This is a genomic window from Paenibacillus phocaeensis, from assembly GCF_900021165.1.
Taxonomy (GTDB): Bacteria; Bacillota; Bacilli; order Paenibacillales; family Paenibacillaceae; genus Fontibacillus; species Fontibacillus phocaensis.
This window is the reverse complement of the sequence record NZ_FCOQ01000014.1, coordinates 1-15886: the sequence shown is the minus strand read 5'-3', so window position 1 is coordinate 15886 and position 15886 is coordinate 1. Positions and strand designations below refer to the sequence as shown.

Sequence of the window (15886 nt, the reverse complement as noted above, 5' to 3'; positions counted from 1 at the left end):
GCCTATGGTTGCCAAAAAAGTCATCTTTTGATCACGAAGCAAATCAAGAAGCTGATTCGACATCGAATCTTGAATTCACCCGGGCCTTCCGTTGCTCACGTACCCCTATGTACGCTCCGCTACTCAGTCCCTAGCTTCATCCAACCTTCTCGGTGCTGAAAACCTGACTTTTTGACTCTTATTTTAAAAAATTAAGCCCAAGCCGTTTTGCATCCTGATCCAGTCTCTCTTGCGATCGTCACCTCCTGTTTACCAACAGTATGATGACCCTATTACTTTTATTCAAAACAAAAGAAGCCTAAAGAAAGAGTTAGAGGAACTCCTTCGTGGCTTCTTGTTTGTCTGGGTGTAATAGCTGCACGAGTGACCTCTCTTATACGCTTACGAGGTTAGCTGTCGGGTTCGGGCGAAAGAGAGCCGCCCTTTCTCAGTTCATTCGCTCATGGCGCAATGACCTCGAATTCACCCCATAGACCCTGGTAAAGAAATCAAATGCCGGCGCAACTGGCTTCTGCCAACCGCTGCCCGCATTGGTTCCCCCGTTCTCCGGCGAAGGAGATTCAGCGAGACTGGTTCATGGAACCAAGCATCGAGTGGTTCAATTTGTCCATCCGGAACGAACCAAATCGATACTGAAAAGATTCTATCCTGTTTCGATGCAGGTTGTAAAGCACGAATCAACCACGTTTTTTTTAATAAATGGTTAAAAAAATGTAATGATCTCGTTTTTAAGGGTTAAAAAGCATTAATCTTTCCGAAATCCTCTTTTTTTCGTCCCATTTGCTCTCAAATTCTCGAGATTCCAAATCGTTCCATTGCATTCCGGGTCGTAATTTCCGCGATTTCCTCAAAAGTCACCCCTTTAAGCTCGGCTGCCATTTCCGCTACCAATCGAACGTGCGCAGACTCGTTTCGCTTCCCACGATATGGATGCGGTGTTAAATAAGGGGAATCCGTTTCAATCAGCAATCGGTCCATCGGCGTCTTGGCCAACACTTCCTTCGGCTGCTTTGCATTTTTAAACGTAATGGGTCCACCAAACGACAAATGAAATCCCAAATCCAGACACATTTTGGCAATTTCCCAACTGCCGGAGAAGGAGTGCATTACGCCGCCAACTTCGTTGGCCTTCTCCTCGCGGAGGATGCGCACCACGTCCTCATGGGCGTCGCGATTATGGATCGAAATCGGCATTCCCAAGCTGCGGGCCAGTCCAATTTGTTTGCGGAAAACTTCATGCTGAACGTCCTTTGGAGAGGTGTCCCAATAATAGTCCAGCCCAATTTCCCCGATCGCTACCACCTTCTCATGCTTGCACAATTCAGCGATCCAGTCCAAATCGCCTTCCTGCATCGTAATCGCATCCTGCGGATGCCAGCCAACGGCGGCGTAGATGAAGTCATACGTCTCCGCCAGCTTCATCGTGGAAGGGATCGTCTCCCGGTTAAATCCGATATTAATCATTCGCGTAACCCCTTGCTCCACGGCGCGCGCAATCACTTCCTCGCGGTCCGCGTCAAATTGGGGAGCGTCCAAATGCGTATGCGTATCAAATAACATAACGAATCGTCATCCTCCTAATTCCGTTGTTCGAAAATACGGGCTACCGCCGCAGGCAGACGGTCCATAACGGCAACCAGTTTATTATCCGGATAGTACAAATGCGTTTTGCCCCGGTGCAAACCGCTGATGGATCGCACGATATCCGAGACTTCGGAAATTTCCCGCACTCGCTCCTGGCGGTCCAACAGCAAGATTTGCTTCTGGCGGACCCCTTCGTCCGGACGGAACACATCATACGGCAGATCGGTCGGAAAATCAATTTCCATGTCATATTCCGGGTGCAGCCCAACTTGCGTAAAGGCTCCTCGAATCTCCTCCAGCATTTCCAGCTCCGGTGTATCCAATTCTACATATTTATACAATTTGCGATTCAAAAATCGGGAGCACAAATCGCTTAACAGCCCATCCTGCTCCCTCGTCCATTGCATGAACGCCGTCTGCATCAGCGCCTCGTCAAGCTGCAAGTAATCGGCGACGCCGATGTTGCCCCGGAATAAATCCGGCAGCGGATGCGGAAGGAAACCAAAGGAATGTCCGCTCCGATACAATTCCTTGGCGCGGCGCAGGATCTGCCGAAGAATGATCTCCGAGCTCCGCGTCACCGGGTGGAAATACACTTGCCAATACATCTGGTAACGCGACATCAGATAATCCTCCACCGCGTGCATCCCCGATTCCTTCACAACCACCCGCCCCTGGTAGGGCCGGAGCATCCGGAGAATCCGGTCCATATCAATCGTGCCGTAATTCACACCGGTAAAATAAGCATCCCGGAGTAAATAATCCATACGATCCGCATCCAACGGGCTTGAAACCAGGTTGACCACAATCGGATTCTCGTAATCCTTGCGAATCACTGCAGCCACCTTGTCCGGAAAATCCGGAGACACCTCGCGCATGACGGCGCCTACCTCGGTGTCGCCCAATATAATTTTGCAGGTCCAATCCTCGTGGTGCATCTGAAACGCTTCTTCTATAGAATGGGAAAACGGACCGTGCCCCAAATCGTGCAGCAACGCCGCGCACAACGCCACTAATTTATCCCCGCGGGGCCAATCCGCGTACCCGCTTCGTTCAAACTGCGAAATAATTCGGCGCGTAATCTCATAAACGCCAAGCGAATGCGAGAAGCGGCTGTGTTCGGCACCATGGAAGGTCAAATAAGACGTCCCGAGCTGACGAATGCGGCGCAGACGCTGGAACTCCGGCGTATTAATGAGCGACCAGATCAATTCGTCCTGTACATGAATATAATTATGTACGGGATCCTTGAACACTTTCTCTTCCCGAAGCTGTCGATGCATAAATCAACACTCCTTTATCCGTAATTTAGGTGATAAAAGCTGAATCCTGACTGAACAAGGCAGGTTATGTCGAATAATGTCGTAATGTGTCAAATTTTAGATTTCCAAAATGTCGAATTATAGAATATTGTTAACTTGCTAGGTTTAGTAACGTTTTCGGGTGTTATGTATCGCAATAATTTAGAAATAATATTGAACTATACCATAAATAGGTTGACTAATCTGGCAATGGTTGGTATTATAAAAATCATAAAAGATAGAATCATGTCGAATAATGACAATTCCAATTTATAGCGAGAGGGGCAATCATCAATATGATGAAATCCACAGGTATCGTAAGAAAAGTAGACGAATTGGGCCGTGTCGTAATTCCGATCGAATTGCGCCGCACACTGGGGATCGGAGAGAAAGACGCGCTCGAAATTTATGTAGACGGTGAACGGATCATGCTGAAGAAATATGAGCCGGCTTGCATCTTCTGCGGCAATGCCGAGAACGTAACTTACTTCAAAGGCAAAATTGTTTGCCACGAATGCATTACTGAGCTTCCTACCCCTGTGACAAATTAAGAATTATAGTATATAATAGATTTACTGAAACTGTTAATTCTAACCTTTTTCATATCTCCTTGGCGCCTTCCTAGGCTAGAACCCGGCCTAGTGAAGGCCCCTTTTTTTCGTCTATTTGGTTAATTCTGTCTAATCTCGGAGAGAGATGGAGACCTATAGCAGCTGGTTATAGATATCCCGTTTGGCTACGCCCCGATCGGCCGCTGTTTTTTTCATCGCCTCCTTCCGAGACACCCCTTCTTCGGCTTCATAATGCCGGACATGCTCCTCCACCGTAAGCGCCTGCCACCAGGCATCCCGCTTTTCTTTCACCACATCCGGATGCGCTCCTTCTACGACCAGGCAATATTCACCTAACGGCGGGTGCTCCTGCAGCCAGGCAAGGCAATCCTGAATCGTCCCGCGCGCCATTTCCTCATACCGCTTCGTCAATTCTCTTGCCAGCACGATCCGCCGATCTCCCCACACCTCGAGCAGAGCCTCCAGCGTTCGAATAAGCCGATGCGGCGATTCGTACATCAGCATCGTGCCTTCCTGATCCTCCAAGGACTTCAGTAACCTTTCCCGCTCTTTGGAATCCCTTGGCAAAAAGCCAAGAAACGTAAAGCGTTCCGTCGGAAGTCCGGAAACGATAAGGGCCGATAATGCCGCATTGGCTCCCGGTACCGGTATCACCGAAATCCCCGCCTCAAGCGCCAGCTTCACAAGGTCGCTCCCGGGATCCGAAATCGCCGGCAGACCGGCGTCGCTGACGAGGGCTAAATTTTTTCCTTCTATTATAAAGCGAATCAGTTCCGGACCGCTGGCGGTCTTATTATGCTCATGATAACTGAGCAATTTACCCGGAGAGATGTCGAAATGGGTTAACAGCTTTCGCGTCTGCCGCGTATCCTCCGCCGCGATGATGTCCGCCTCCTGCAGCGTACGGACAGCCCGGTAGGTCATGTCCTCCAGGTTCCCGATCGGCGTACCTACCAGAAACAATTTGCCGCTGCTCGCTTGGGTTGCTGCACCCGAAGACGAATCAAAACTCTTCTGTACTTGTACGTTCATGCTCTACCCTCTTTTGGCCCGTAATAAATATTCATGATTTCTTCGCAGTATTCCCCGTTCTCATTATATACGATCAACGGCGGCAGTACCCGCACGTCCGGCTTGCCGTCCCGCAGCGCCTCAACCAGCACCATATTCGCTTCCGCTCCAGCCCTGGGATGCACGAAACGGATCACCTTCGGCTCCAATCGATATTGACGCAGCAGCGTCATAATTTCGCCCAGTCGCTGCGGCTTATGGACCATCGACACCTTGCCCCCTGGCCGAACCAGCCGCATTGCGGCCGACGCCACATCCTCCAGGCTGCAGTGAATTTCATGCCTCGCGATCGCCTGATGTGTATTCAGCTTCGTCTCCCCCGCCGTCATCGGCATATAGGGCGGATTGACCGTGATGGCATCATATGCGCCGTGACCCGTCACCTTCACCAGGTCGCGCAGGTCCCCCTCGTGGATCCGGATCCGGTCCGTCAGCCCGTTCATTTCCACACTGCGTCTTGCCATGTCCGCCAGCCTCGGCTGAATCTCGATCCCTTCGATCTCCGCTTTCGTCCGAGTGGAGAGGAGCAGCGGAATCACCCCGTTGCCCGTACATAAATCAAGGACTCTGCCGTACTTCGGCACCGGGGCAAACCGGGCCAACAATACGGCATCCATCGAGAAGCTGAACACTTCATCGCTCTGAATGATATGCAAATCATGCGTCAGCAAGTCGTCTATGCGTTCCTGCTCATAAATCGGTATCGGGTTCATGAATCCTAACTCCATCCTTTTTTCAGCCTAAATTTAAAAAAAACCGCAGGGACGCCCCCCACGGTTCCTTATTTATTCAAAAACGACAAGCAGAACAGGCAGTCGCCTTCGGTGCGCAGATGCCCGTAATAAACGTTGCAAATATGAAAGCCTTCATGGTAAAGACGCGCCAGATTATCGTAGCCTTCGCCGACGACATCGATCGCTTCTTTGCCGGCCAGAACCGGACTGTCGGTTCTCTCCGTTACCGGTAAGGGCAATGGCCCCTCCGCGCTTTCTCGCTTTAATATTTTGCGCAGCTGTTCATTTTCGAGGCGAAGCCGCTGGTTCTCTTCGACCAGCTTCTTGACCTCCAGCTTGAGGCTGCCCAAATCGCCGTGTACTTTGCCCATTTGCGTTTCCAGCGCCTGCATACTTGTGAAAATGTCCTTGTTCTCCAAGTTCCCACCCCAGAGTCATCTCTAAAATCTATCTTGAAAAGATCTTCTTATTTCAGGACGACATCGTCCAGCGGAAGCTCCTTCACTTTCCCGATTTCAAACAGCTGTACATGCACGGTGCGGCTGCCGGCGTTAAGGCCGACGACCTTGCCGTCTCCCAGCGAAGTGACGACGATTTTGCCTACGGATGGAAGCTCTTCTTTGGTGCTTTCGTAGTTATCATGCTCAAACTTCAGGCAGCACATCAAACGACCGCATAATCCGGAAATTTTCGTAGGGTTCAGCGACAAGCTCTGATCCTTGGCCATCTTGATCGATACCGGCTCAAAATCACCCAGCCAGGAGGAACAGCAGAGCACGCGGCCGCAAGGGCCAATGCCGCCAAGCATCTTGGCTTCGTCCCGCACGCCGATCTGTCTCAGCTCGATCCGGGTCCGGAAGATGCTGGCCAAATCCTTCACCAACTCGCGAAAATCCACGCGGCCTTCCGCCGTGAAGTAGAAAATGATCTTATTGCGGTCAAAGGTAAACTCGACGTCAACCAGCTTCATTTTCAAATCATGATCTTTGATTTTATTTAAACATGTGGCAAACGCATTCTTTGCCGCAAACTTGTTCTCTTCGACTACACGGGCGTCGGCTTCGTCAGCGATCCGAATGACCTTCTTCAGCGGAAGGACGACATCGGATTCTCCAACGTTCTTCTTGCCGACCACCACTTTCCCATATTCGATCCCCCGCGCGGTTTCCACAATCACGCTTTGATCCTTCTCCACGGGGAGTTCCAGCGGATCGAAATAATAGATTTTGCCCGCTTTCTTAAAGCGAACGCCCACTACAGTATACAAAAACTAACCCCCTCGTATAGCTCTAAAAAACTGATGAACCGCTTACCCTCGAAGCGCGCGTTCTATAAGACGCTACTGTAAATCCCTGCTCTTTCAGGGGAGAAAGTTTCATGCGAAAGTAGAACGGATCTGTCATATCCTGTTGCAGGTCTTATCGCTGTCCATCCACGGCGATCAAAAACTGCTCTACACAGAGGCTGGCATTCATATGCTGCCGCAGTTTCTTCTTGCTCTCTGCAGCCAGGGCCATCGCGTCAATCCACTGTTCGGCGGTGCGGCTGGCGGCATGCTGATTGATAAACGAAAGCTCATCTATGAAAACGATCTGATCATGTTTATGATAGAGCGCATGGATCATATCTTTGAACCACAAATGGAAAAGGCTGAACAACATGTCCAAATGATCGGTCAAGCCGGATTTGAACAACGTTTGCTGCGCCGTAATTAAAGGAGAACCGCCACGGCCTGCGATTTCCTTCCCTAATTGTAACACTACGTTTCTAATTTCTGCAAACCAATTCTGCTGGATTAAATCCCGGCACGGCCCCAGTCCCGCCGCGAGATGAACGGCACTTCGGGCCAAGATTGACGAAAATCCCTCATTCGCCAATATTTGGAGCATCGTCTCCGGATTCACCGGCGAGAAAGGAACCCACTGTGCCCGCGACTGAATCGTCGGAAGCAAGGCTCGTCCATTGTCCGACAGCAGAATCGCTACAGCCGGGGAGGGCGGCTCTTCCAGAAACTTCAGCAGGCTGTTGGCTGCTTGCACCGTCATTTTTTCAGATTCGTCAATGATATAAGCCTTAGGATTTCCGCTCTCCGAACGATAGGAGAAGATCCGTTGAAGGTCGCGGATTTGTTCAATTTTGATCGTTGCCCCGTCGGGCTTGATCGTGATTAAATCGGGATGATTGCCGTGCAGCACCTTGCGGCACTCTAGACATTCCCCGCAAGCGTCGTCTCCGCCTTGAGTGCAGAACAACGCCTGGACGAAGGCCATGGCCATTTCCATCTGCCCGCTTCCAGGCGGTCCGCTAAATAGATAGGCATGGGAGATTTCTCGGCGTCTCAGACTGCTCTGCAGCAGCTGTTTGGCCGTATCCTGCCCGATGATCTCTTGAAATGACATTGCGTTTGACCTCGTCCTTTCAATGCTAGAAACACAAATTGATCAACATGCCGCGGATTTCGCCGATTTTTTGCAGCAGTTCGATCTTGCCTTGCTCGGTCTCCAGCAGTTCGTCCGCCATCGCCAGAAGCGCAGCATCGACTTCATCCAGCAGCTTGTAGCGCTTCCCGCGGCCGCGGCGGTCCCATCCTTTGGATTCCTTAATGGTTACCCCCCGCCGAACCGTATCCTCCAGAAAACGCTTGACCATCATCCGGTACGCCTTCAGCTCCCGAACGGTCATGGACCGGGCAAGCCGGTCCCCTTGCATTTGAATTTCCTTAAATCTCCGGTTCAGCTCTTCTTGGGTTGCCTGCTGGCCATGCTGCTGCATCACATCGGAGAAGCTCTTGGATTGCACCGGCTTGGCTGGGCTGTCAGTCACCCCCAAGCCGCTTTTGAGCGGCCGGTATCCCGGATCAATTTTCAAAGCGTTCACCGCCTATGGTTGATATAGAAAAAGAGGTTCAAGATTCGATGTCGATTTCCCTTCCTTGATACGCTTCGTGGTGGGAAGATGACTTTTTTGATTTCCTCTCATGCTGAAGATTAAAAAGTCGGCTTTTCAGCACCGAGAAGGTTGGACGAAACTAGGGACTGAGTAGCACAGCGTAGATAGATCTACGTGAGCAACGGAAGGCCCGGTTGAGTTCAAGATTCGATGTCGCATCCGCTTCCCGAATAACTTCGTGATCAAAAGTTGACTTTTTAATAACCGCTATATTTAGAAGTGTTCGAAACGGTCTACTGGGAGTACAAACACCGTCGCCCCACCCACCTGCACCTCAACGGGCAACGGCAAATACGAATCGGTAGTACCGCTCATCGGCGTCACCGGGGTAACCAACTGCTCCCGCACTTTACAACTGTTACGGATCACGTTCAATACGGCATCCACTTGATGGTCGTCTACACCGATCATAAATGTCGTGTTCCCCGCCCGAAGAAACCCTCCGGTACTCGCCAGCTTGGTTGCCCGATAGTTTTCCTTCACGAGCGCGCTGGATAGCCGGTTGCTGTCTTTATCCTGGATAATCGCAACAATCAGTTTCATATGCAGTACCTCCTTGTTTTATAAAAAAATGTACCCTACTAACCTATTTGACGGCTAGGCCATGAAATCCTTTATTGTCGCGGAAAGATGCCCGCGAATCTCCGCAGCAACCTCTTCCTTGCTGCGCGAAGCATCGATCGTTTTGATGCGTTCCGGATACTTCGCTGCGAGAATCCGATACCCTTCCCGAACCTTTTGATGAAATTGCAGGCTTTCCATGTCCAAACGGTTCACCTCGCGTCCGGCTCCGGCGGCAATCCGGGCCAATCCGGCTTCCGGTTCGATATCGAGATAGAAGGTAAGGTCCGGATACCGCCCCTTGGTGGCGAAAAGGTTGATCTCCAGCACTTCATCGATCCCCAGCCCGCGAGCATATCCCTGATAAGCCAGACTGCTGTCCAGGAATCGATCGCAGAGAACCGTTATCCCTCGCTCCAGGGAGGGCTCCACCTTCTCCGCCAAATGCTGCCGCCGGGATGCCGCGTACAACAGCGCCTCCGTCCGCGCATCCATCGTCGTATGCTGCGGATTCAGGATCACTTCGCGGATCTTCTCGGCAATTTCAATACCTCCGGGTTCCCGCGTAGATATAAACGACACGCCATGTTCTTCTAACGCCTGTTCCAATTCCCGCATAACCGTGGTTTTGCCGGAGCCATCCCCCCCTTCGAGCGTAATGAATAATCCTTCGGCTTGATGGTTCATCTAGTTCGTTCCCTGCTTTCTTATCGAAAAATCATGTACAAGTATATGCTTGGCTTTATCTCTTCTTGACTCGAATCGTTTGCAGCCGCGGATCTGCCGCCCCCTGGCACTTGGCTCCGGAATCCCGAAGCTGCAGCAGTCGCTGCCGAATTCCCTCGGTGATCCATTCCCCGGGGTAAAGCAGTGGAATGCCGGGGGGATACGGAACGATCATCTCGGCTGCTTGCCGGCCCAGGCAGTCCCGGGTAGATACGACCTCGATCTCTGCCGGGAGCAGCGGCGTAAGGCCAAAGGGGACAGGCTCGGACACCTCGGACAAAACGACCTCATCTGTCGTAATGTTCCACGTGGAAAGTTGATTGTCCCTTCCCGTAGAGGTGCTGGAGCTCGCCGCAACCCCAGCTCTACCAGTCTCAGCGATCTGCTCCAACGCCTGCAGCAGCCGCTCGGCATCCTCCATCGTTGTCCCGGGGCCAAGCGCCAGAACGACGTAGCGGTCATCGCTCATTTCCGGCACGCATCCCTGAGCCTCGAGCCGCTCCTGCAGTTCATACCCGGTGAGGGCTGCGGATACATCATAAATCACAAGTTTCAAAGGATCTTGGATAGTATATGCAGCAGCCCCTCCGCTGGCGCCCGGCGGTGCAACGACGCCGAAGCGCGGCAGCTTGGCCAGGCTGCGCCGCAGATGCGCGGCCGCGGCCAGCCCGCCCTCGAAGAAGGCGGGGCCGTGCGTCCCCAGCAGGCTTCGGCTCAGATCGAGCGAAGCCATGATGGGGTAGGACGGGCTGGAGCTCTGCAGCATCGCCAGCCGCTGGCGCAGCAGCGCGCGGTCGAGCAGCCCGCCCTGCACGTGCAGCATCGCGCCCATCGTGAGCGCGGTCAGCATCTTGTGCGTCGACTGCACGACGCCATCGGCTCCCGCGGCCAGCGCGCTCTCCGGCAGCGCCGGGTGCTGGCCGAAGTGGGCGCCATGCGCCTCGTCGACGAGCAGCGGCACGCCGTACGCGTGGCACAGCTCGGCCAGCGGCTGCAACGGCGCGCCCATCCCGTAATAGCTCGGGTGCGTGAGCAGCAATCCCTTCGCGCCGGGATATCGGCGCAAGGCTTCCCGCACCGCGGCTTCGCTTGGGATGGTGGCCAGCCCGCTGCCGGTATCCTGCCGCGGCGCCAAAAACACCGCGTGCGCACCCGCCAACATCAATCCGTGAATGACGGATTTATGCACGTTCCGCTGCACGAGCAGCACATCTCCTGGCGCGGTACACACGCTCAGGATCAAGGCCAGGTTGCCAGCCGTGCTGCCGCCAACCAGAAAAAATGTCTCCTCCGCCCCAAACTGGGCGGCCGCCAATTCCTGCGCCTCGCGGATGACGCCCTCCGGATGATGGAGATCATCCGTCCCGGTGATTTCCGTGACGTCGATTTCCATCACGCTCAACAGTCCATCTTCCGCACGGATATCGCCACGCAAGGCTTGTCCGTTTTTATGCCCCGGCACATGAAAAGTAGCATCTTTTTTCTCACGATATCGCCTTAGGGCCTCGTACAATGGGGCAGCTTGATTTCGTTCCTCTTCCATTCCTATGCTTAATCCTTCCGAGTCAAGGTCTTCCTATCTTTGTGCAATTGTATCCTTTGCTTCATTTTACCGCTAGTTCGCCCGGTAGGGCAACATAAAAGGACCTGCTCCCAAAATGAACAGGTCCTTTTAACCGGCAGTGTTATGCATTTTTTTGCACCCAGATCTGCTTCATTTGATGAATGAAGAAATGGTATTTCTCCTCCTGCACATCAGTGTGCACCATCTCTGCCTCGCAAGCGTCGCAGATAAATTCCGATACGATATGAATTCCCTCGTTTTTTGGTTCTCCACAAATAATGCAAGTTCTGACGCCCAGCTCATCCATGCCCGATCCCACCTTGTCTTTTTTACTATCAGTATGACACAGATTCTACTATTTTAAACCTTTTCATAGTCCGCTTTCTACTTTATCTTATGCCGCTGATCCGTATGCGGTGTTTGTACGCGGCGTCTTAATTATTCTTGGTTTCATCCGATATATTAAGAAGAGCTAGTCCGCCTTTGCGGAAGCTCATGTCAATTTGAAGGAGGATCGAACGCTTGATGTCCGCCGAAACCGAAACTCATGCAACGTTTTATCATTATACGCTGCTCAAAAAGAAGGTTTTGCCGAAGTCGCTCATCCACAGCTTAGGAATACTCCCCGTCATCTGGCTGGCTGCTGAGACGGTTTTTATATCCTGGACCAGCGTCTTTTTTTTCCTGCTGGCCATCCCGGTCCTATTGTGGATCCAATATGTCATCTCCCGCTCCGTGTTGATGATCGTCAGCCATTCCTATCGAAAGCGTTGGCGATTCTCCCGTCAGATGCCGTGGATCGGTTACATGCCTGATCAATATATCGCCTACCCTGTGTATCGTCGGGTCCACCTTCATACCGCCTGGATTGGATGCTGTATTATCGGTATTCTGATCCCTTGGTCACCGATCTCCTTTGTGCTTTCTTTATTTTTCTGGCATCTTTGGCTGATGATCCCCCGATTGATCGTACTTGCGATCCTGCGGGGACAACGGAAAGACGGAATGATCAAAATCACCGGTCTCGAAATTGCCTATTACATGCAATGAACGGTTAACAAAGAAAGAAGCCTGTACCCTGCGCCGCTGCAGAGTTCAGGCTTCTTGTGTGTGCTGTTACGCAATTGTTTGTACCGACTTGTCCGGTAACGGGCGCCGCCATCATATCCGAAGTCCCTAAGGTCAAGGACTACTGCTCTCCAAACCTTGAATGACTGTTTTCTCTTCTCTTTTCGGGACCAGAACGGTAATAGAGTTATCGTGAAGCGTCAGCTGCACAATTTGCTTCCCTTTCTCGTACACTCGGGTTGATCCCGTGCTTTCTTCCTTTTTCTCCTTCCATCCCCATTCCGCAATCACCTTCTCATAGGCCTCGGGGATTTCGCTGCTCTCCTTGAGTCCGGTAAGCTTATAATGCACGTAGTCCATCTTGGAGTTATTAAGAGCCGTTTCCGTTTGATTCGCCTCTTTAGGGACGGGAAAATTCTTCTCGACCGTTGCTCCCACAAAATCCGTCCACGAAGGCTCGGAAGATGCACAGCCTGCGATGACAATCATCATCAAGACTCCCCACATGAAGCATAAGGATATTCGTATCCCTCTTCGCCGCATGATCCATTCCTCCTTACCCCTGCCTATATACTGAAAAAAACTTCCTGCTGTCACTCTGATATAGATTCCGGATAGGCTAAATGCCCTAGATGCTAACATACCATTCTAATTATAACGGCAGACGTATCCATGTCGGTAACAAAATGGTTACATTCCATTTGGTAGAAACTGAAAATATCTCAGTGGTTTTTCAGAAAATCGTAAATTTGCGTTAGATTCGAGTCACTTTATATAACATCTTGCAAGTACATTATTAAAATTCGTTAATAAAAGGAACTCGAAGTAAAATCGCGCTTTAAGGTAATATTCCATCATGTATGCGTTTTATTGAAGTACCATCCTCTTTGTCATCATATCTAACATCAAATTATGATAATTCACATAACTTTAATCATTTGTAGGGGAGAGGAATGGCTTATGAACCGATATCGACCGCGCTGGAAAAGAAGAAGTATATTGCTGCTAGCTTCTGTGCTCATCGCCGGTTTAGGAGCGGGGCCGACCCCGCAAGCTCAAGCGGCTTCATCGGTTACAGCCTCATCGCTGGTTACCGGCGAGCATTTCCGTCAGACGATGAAACAAGCTGCGGTTGAGGCGGGGGGCTCGTTTACCATGCCGGAGCTCTCAGGGAATCAAGTGCTCCGCAGCCAGGTCGCTGTCTTGCTTCAACAATGGTTGGGGCTGGAGAGTACGGCTGAAGCCTTCCGCGACGTTCCCGACCAGTCGAATTACGCGGGGGCGGTCGGAGCGGTCGTTCAAGCCGGTCTGATGAAAGGTTACTCCGATACCTTGTTTCAACCTGATGAACCTCTGTCGACAAACGATCTCGAACGGCTTCGTGAACGTGTTCTAGGCTATTTAAAGCCCTTTGTGCTCCCTGAGGCCTCGATCTCCGAAATTCAGCTGGCGATGGAGCTAAGCAAGATAACTTCGAAACAACTGGTTCAGATGTATCTGGATCGCATCGCCAAATATGACGACCAGGGGATCTCTCTTCAGGCAGTCTTAACCCTTAACCCTGAGGCTTTAGAGTTAGCTGAAGCGTTGGATCAGGAGCGAGCTGTAAAAGGTCCGCGCGGGCCTTTGCACGGAATTCCACTCTTAGTAAAAGATAATTTCGATACCTCCGACATGCCTACCACGGCGGGTTGCCTGTGTTTGCGAGATTCCGTGCCTGATCAGGATGCCGATCAGATTGCCAAGCTCAAAGAAGCCGGGGCGATTATATTAGGCAAAACCAATCTGCACGAGTTTGCCTTTGGCATTACAACCTCCAGTTCCTTAGGCGGTCAGACGAAAAATCCTTATGCTCCGGATCATTATCCTGGCGGATCCAGCGGCGGTACCGGGGCAGCCATTGCCGCTAACTTTGCCGTTGCCGGACTGGGCACGGACACCGGCGGTTCGATTCGTATCCCTTCCAGCTTTAACAGTCTGGTCGGCATCCGCCCAACAATCGGCTTATCCAGCCGGGATGGTATTATCCCGCTAGCCCTGACTCAGGACGTCGGCGGTCCGATGGCCCGTACGGTCGAAGATGCGGCAATCCTTCTCGACGTTACAGCCGGCTATGATCCGGACGATGTCGCTACCGCCTATAGCGTTGGCCGTATCCCGGAGAGCTACACCGACTATCTTAACGCTGATGGTTTGCAAGGCGCACGCATCGGCGTAGCAACTGAACTCTTCCCGGAAGGCAACGATCAGGAGAGATCGGTGTCCGATGTGGTCTCTAACGCCGTCCGTGAGCTGGAAAGCCTCGGCGCAACGGTCGTAAACATCAAGATTCCTCATTTAGCGGAGATCAATAAGTACCCCAGTTTAAGCGGTTATGAGTTCAAATTTCAGTTGAACGAATACCTGAAGGATTTGGGCGAAGATGCCCCTTATCACAGTCTGGCTGAAATTATTGCCTCTGGTGAGTACGACAAAACCCAAGAGCAATCGATGAAAGCCCGCGATTCCCGGGAATCGCTGGATACCCAGGAGTATAAGGATATCGTGCTGAAGCGCACCAGCTTGACCCGTGAATCTCTCCTGAAGGTGATGGCGGACAACAACCTCGATGCGATCGTGTACCCGACAAGCACCCAACCGCCGGCGTTAATCGGCGACAGTCAGTCGTCCGGGAACAACAATCGTCTGAGTCCGTTCTCAGGATTTCCAGCTATTACGGTACCGGCTGGTTTTACGGCAAACGGCCTGCCGGTTGGCATCGAATTCTTGGGTCGTGCATTTGACGAAGGCACACTGATTAAATTGGCTTACAGCTACGAACAAGGCACCCATCACCGGCACGCTCCCAGATTAACGCCATAATTTCCTCTATTGAGCACTACCAAAACCACGGTAGTGCTCTTTGATTATCCGTTGACGAAGTAGAAGTTACTTGTAATAGTTGTGCCTGTGCAGTTAATTCTCACCTTTTCGGCAAATCAGGCCCTATAGTTGCCCACATGCAGTTAAATTTGTTCAAACAACCCCATTCCCCGAATATCGCCGAAAATAACTGCATACAGACAATTAATTGCCCAAAAACGGCGGTTTCTCCGAAATTAACTGCAGCTCCGCACTTAATTCTCAAGTTTGCGCCGGACACCTGTGTAACGCCTCGCCTCGCCGCCGGTGGCCATCAAATGTTCAATCGGTGCTCTCGGTGCTCTTTGGTCATCCCTTGACGAAGTAGAAGTTACTGAATAGTTGTGCTTGTGCAGTTAATTCTCACCTTTTCGGCAAATCAGGCCCAATAGTTGCCCACATGCAGTTAAATTTGCTCAAACAGCCCCATTCCCCGATTATCGCCGAAAATAACTGCATACAGGCAACTAATTACCCCAAAACGGCGGTTTCTCCGAAATTAACTGCAGCTCCGCACTTATGGATAAAACTAAAAGAGCACTGCCGGATTAACGGCAGTGCTCTTTGTCTTTGCTTGGCGGCGTCCTACTCTCCCAGGACCCTTCGGTCCAAGTACCATCGGCGCTGGAGGGCTTAACGGTCGTGTTCGGGATGGGTACGCGTGGAACCCCTCCGCCATCGCCACCAAACAGTTCAAGGTTTAATCCTTGAAAACTGGATACGAAACGAAAGTTTGCGTGTTAGTCTCCTCAAGTGCTCGGATCGGCTTGTTCAGCCTGACGCCACTTTTTGGAGTTTTTTGGATAAGCCCTCGACCGATTAGTACCTGTCAGCTCCATACATTGCTGCACTTCC

General features: G+C 51.6%; 16 protein-coding genes, 1 rRNA gene and 1 riboswitch. Of the genes, 3 read left to right on the top strand and 14 right to left on the bottom strand.

Annotation, left to right across the window (positions count from 1 at the left end; genetic code table 11):
• Positions 1 to 363: 363 nt before the first annotated feature.
• A riboswitch (cyclic di-AMP (ydaO/yuaA leader) is annotated at positions 364 to 576 on the bottom strand.
• A gap of 210 nt (positions 577 to 786) precedes the next feature.
• The gene (locus BN3795_RS08800) at positions 787 to 1560 is read right to left on the bottom strand and encodes a TatD family hydrolase (RefSeq protein WP_068784344.1); all 774 of its coding nucleotides are present in this window, start codon (positions 1558 to 1560) and stop codon (positions 787 to 789) included.
• A gap of 17 nt (positions 1561 to 1577) precedes the next feature.
• Positions 1578 to 2867, bottom strand: a complete 1290-nt coding sequence (locus BN3795_RS08795; protein ID WP_068784343.1) for an HD domain-containing protein — start codon at positions 2865 to 2867, stop codon at positions 1578 to 1580.
• Positions 2868 to 3181: 314 nt separating this feature from the next.
• Here BN3795_RS08795 and BN3795_RS08790 point away from each other — a divergent pair, with 314 nt between their 5' ends.
• Positions 3182 to 3436: an AbrB/MazE/SpoVT family DNA-binding domain-containing protein gene (locus BN3795_RS08790; protein WP_009226360.1), complete on the top strand. Its 255-nt coding sequence runs from the start codon at positions 3182 to 3184 to the stop codon at positions 3434 to 3436.
• A gap of 153 nt (positions 3437 to 3589) precedes the next feature.
• On the opposite strand, the gene rsmI is transcribed toward BN3795_RS08790, so the two are convergent.
• The 10 genes from rsmI to BN3795_RS08740 form a co-directional block, all read right to left on the bottom strand.
• Entirely contained in the window at positions 3590 to 4489 is a 900-nt protein-coding gene (gene rsmI / locus BN3795_RS08785) for a 16S rRNA (cytidine(1402)-2'-O)-methyltransferase (RefSeq protein ID WP_068784342.1), read from the bottom strand.
• Positions 4486 to 5241: a tRNA1(Val) (adenine(37)-N6)-methyltransferase gene (locus BN3795_RS08780; RefSeq protein WP_068784341.1), complete on the bottom strand. Its 756-nt coding sequence runs from the start codon at positions 5239 to 5241 to the stop codon at positions 4486 to 4488. Before BN3795_RS08780 ends, rsmI begins: the two co-directional genes overlap by 4 nt.
• Positions 5242 to 5309: 68 nt before the next feature.
• A complete protein-coding gene (gene yabA, locus BN3795_RS08775; RefSeq protein WP_068784340.1) occupies positions 5310 to 5681 on the bottom strand; it encodes a DNA replication initiation control protein YabA in 372 nt (123 codons plus the stop codon).
• A gap of 47 nt (positions 5682 to 5728) precedes the next feature.
• Positions 5729 to 6529: a PSP1 domain-containing protein gene (locus BN3795_RS08770; protein ID WP_068784339.1), complete on the bottom strand. Its 801-nt coding sequence runs from the start codon at positions 6527 to 6529 to the stop codon at positions 5729 to 5731.
• A gap of 151 nt (positions 6530 to 6680) precedes the next feature.
• Complete coding sequence (holB, locus tag BN3795_RS08765; RefSeq protein WP_068784338.1) at positions 6681 to 7661, bottom strand: DNA polymerase III subunit delta'; 981 nt, start codon at positions 7659 to 7661, stop codon at positions 6681 to 6683.
• Between the two features lie 25 nt (positions 7662 to 7686).
• A complete protein-coding gene (locus BN3795_RS08760) occupies positions 7687 to 8130 on the bottom strand; it encodes a YaaR family protein (protein WP_068784337.1) in 444 nt (147 codons plus the stop codon).
• A 294-nt stretch (positions 8131 to 8424) separates the two neighbouring features.
• Positions 8425 to 8754 (bottom strand): cyclic-di-AMP receptor, encoded by a 330-nt coding sequence (locus BN3795_RS08755; protein ID WP_036618158.1) that lies wholly within the window; start codon positions 8752 to 8754, stop codon positions 8425 to 8427.
• A gap of 54 nt (positions 8755 to 8808) precedes the next feature.
• Positions 8809 to 9459 (bottom strand): dTMP kinase, encoded by a 651-nt coding sequence (tmk, locus tag BN3795_RS08750; RefSeq protein ID WP_068784336.1) that lies wholly within the window; start codon positions 9457 to 9459, stop codon positions 8809 to 8811.
• A gap of 55 nt (positions 9460 to 9514) precedes the next feature.
• The gene (locus tag BN3795_RS08745; RefSeq protein WP_068784335.1) at positions 9515 to 11041 is read right to left on the bottom strand and encodes an aminotransferase class I/II-fold pyridoxal phosphate-dependent enzyme; all 1527 of its coding nucleotides are present in this window, start codon (positions 11039 to 11041) and stop codon (positions 9515 to 9517) included.
• Between the two features lie 142 nt (positions 11042 to 11183).
• Positions 11184 to 11369: a sigma factor G inhibitor Gin gene (locus BN3795_RS08740; RefSeq protein ID WP_068784334.1), complete on the bottom strand. Its 186-nt coding sequence runs from the start codon at positions 11367 to 11369 to the stop codon at positions 11184 to 11186.
• Positions 11370 to 11587: 218 nt separating this feature from the next.
• Here BN3795_RS08740 and BN3795_RS08735 point away from each other — a divergent pair, with 218 nt between their 5' ends.
• On the top strand, positions 11588 to 12112 hold the full coding sequence (locus BN3795_RS08735) for a hypothetical protein (RefSeq protein WP_068784333.1): 525 nt from the start codon (positions 11588 to 11590) through the stop codon (positions 12110 to 12112).
• A gap of 132 nt (positions 12113 to 12244) precedes the next feature.
• Here the strand turns inward: BN3795_RS08735 and BN3795_RS08730 are convergent, their stop codons facing one another.
• A complete protein-coding gene (locus BN3795_RS08730) occupies positions 12245 to 12673 on the bottom strand; it encodes a hypothetical protein (protein ID WP_110945093.1) in 429 nt (142 codons plus the stop codon).
• A gap of 417 nt (positions 12674 to 13090) precedes the next feature.
• Between BN3795_RS08730 and BN3795_RS08725 the strand changes: the two genes are divergently transcribed.
• Positions 13091 to 14992: an amidase family protein gene (locus BN3795_RS08725; RefSeq protein WP_110945092.1), complete on the top strand. Its 1902-nt coding sequence runs from the start codon at positions 13091 to 13093 to the stop codon at positions 14990 to 14992.
• A gap of 611 nt (positions 14993 to 15603) precedes the next feature.
• Here BN3795_RS08725 and rrf read toward each other — a convergent pair.
• Positions 15604 to 15720: ribosomal RNA gene (gene rrf, locus BN3795_RS08720) — 5S ribosomal RNA — on the bottom strand.
• Between the last annotated feature and the right edge of the window lie 166 nt (positions 15721 to 15886).

Excerpts from the sequence above, each read along its gene's own strand:
- BN3795_RS08730 (WP_110945093.1), bottom strand. The coding sequence starts at position 12,673 with ATGCGGCGAAGAGGGATACGAATATCCTTATGCTTCATGTGGGGAGTC.
- tmk (WP_068784336.1), bottom strand. The coding sequence starts at position 9,459 with ATGAACCATCAAGCCGAAGGATTATTCATTACGCTCGAAGGGGGGGAT.
- holB (WP_068784338.1), bottom strand. The coding sequence starts at position 7,661 with ATGTCATTTCAAGAGATCATCGGGCAGGATACGGCCAAACAGCTGCTG.
- BN3795_RS08745 (WP_068784335.1), bottom strand. The coding sequence starts at position 11,041 with ATGGAAGAGGAACGAAATCAAGCTGCCCCATTGTACGAGGCCCTAAGG.
- BN3795_RS08735 (WP_068784333.1), top strand. The coding sequence starts at position 11,588 with ATGTCCGCCGAAACCGAAACTCATGCAACGTTTTATCATTATACGCTG.
- BN3795_RS08790 (WP_009226360.1), top strand. The coding sequence starts at position 3,182 with ATGATGAAATCCACAGGTATCGTAAGAAAAGTAGACGAATTGGGCCGT.
- BN3795_RS08740 (WP_068784334.1), bottom strand. The coding sequence starts at position 11,369 with ATGGATGAGCTGGGCGTCAGAACTTGCATTATTTGTGGAGAACCAAAA.
- BN3795_RS08780 (WP_068784341.1), bottom strand. The coding sequence starts at position 5,241 with ATGAACCCGATACCGATTTATGAGCAGGAACGCATAGACGACTTGCTG.
- BN3795_RS08725 (WP_110945092.1), top strand. The coding sequence starts at position 13,091 with ATGAACCGATATCGACCGCGCTGGAAAAGAAGAAGTATATTGCTGCTA.
- BN3795_RS08755 (WP_036618158.1), bottom strand. The coding sequence starts at position 8,754 with ATGAAACTGATTGTTGCGATTATCCAGGATAAAGACAGCAACCGGCTA.
- rsmI (WP_068784342.1), bottom strand. The coding sequence starts at position 4,489 with ATGAACGTACAAGTACAGAAGAGTTTTGATTCGTCTTCGGGTGCAGCA.
- BN3795_RS08800 (WP_068784344.1), bottom strand. The coding sequence starts at position 1,560 with ATGTTATTTGATACGCATACGCATTTGGACGCTCCCCAATTTGACGCG.
- BN3795_RS08795 (WP_068784343.1), bottom strand. The coding sequence starts at position 2,867 with ATGCATCGACAGCTTCGGGAAGAGAAAGTGTTCAAGGATCCCGTACAT.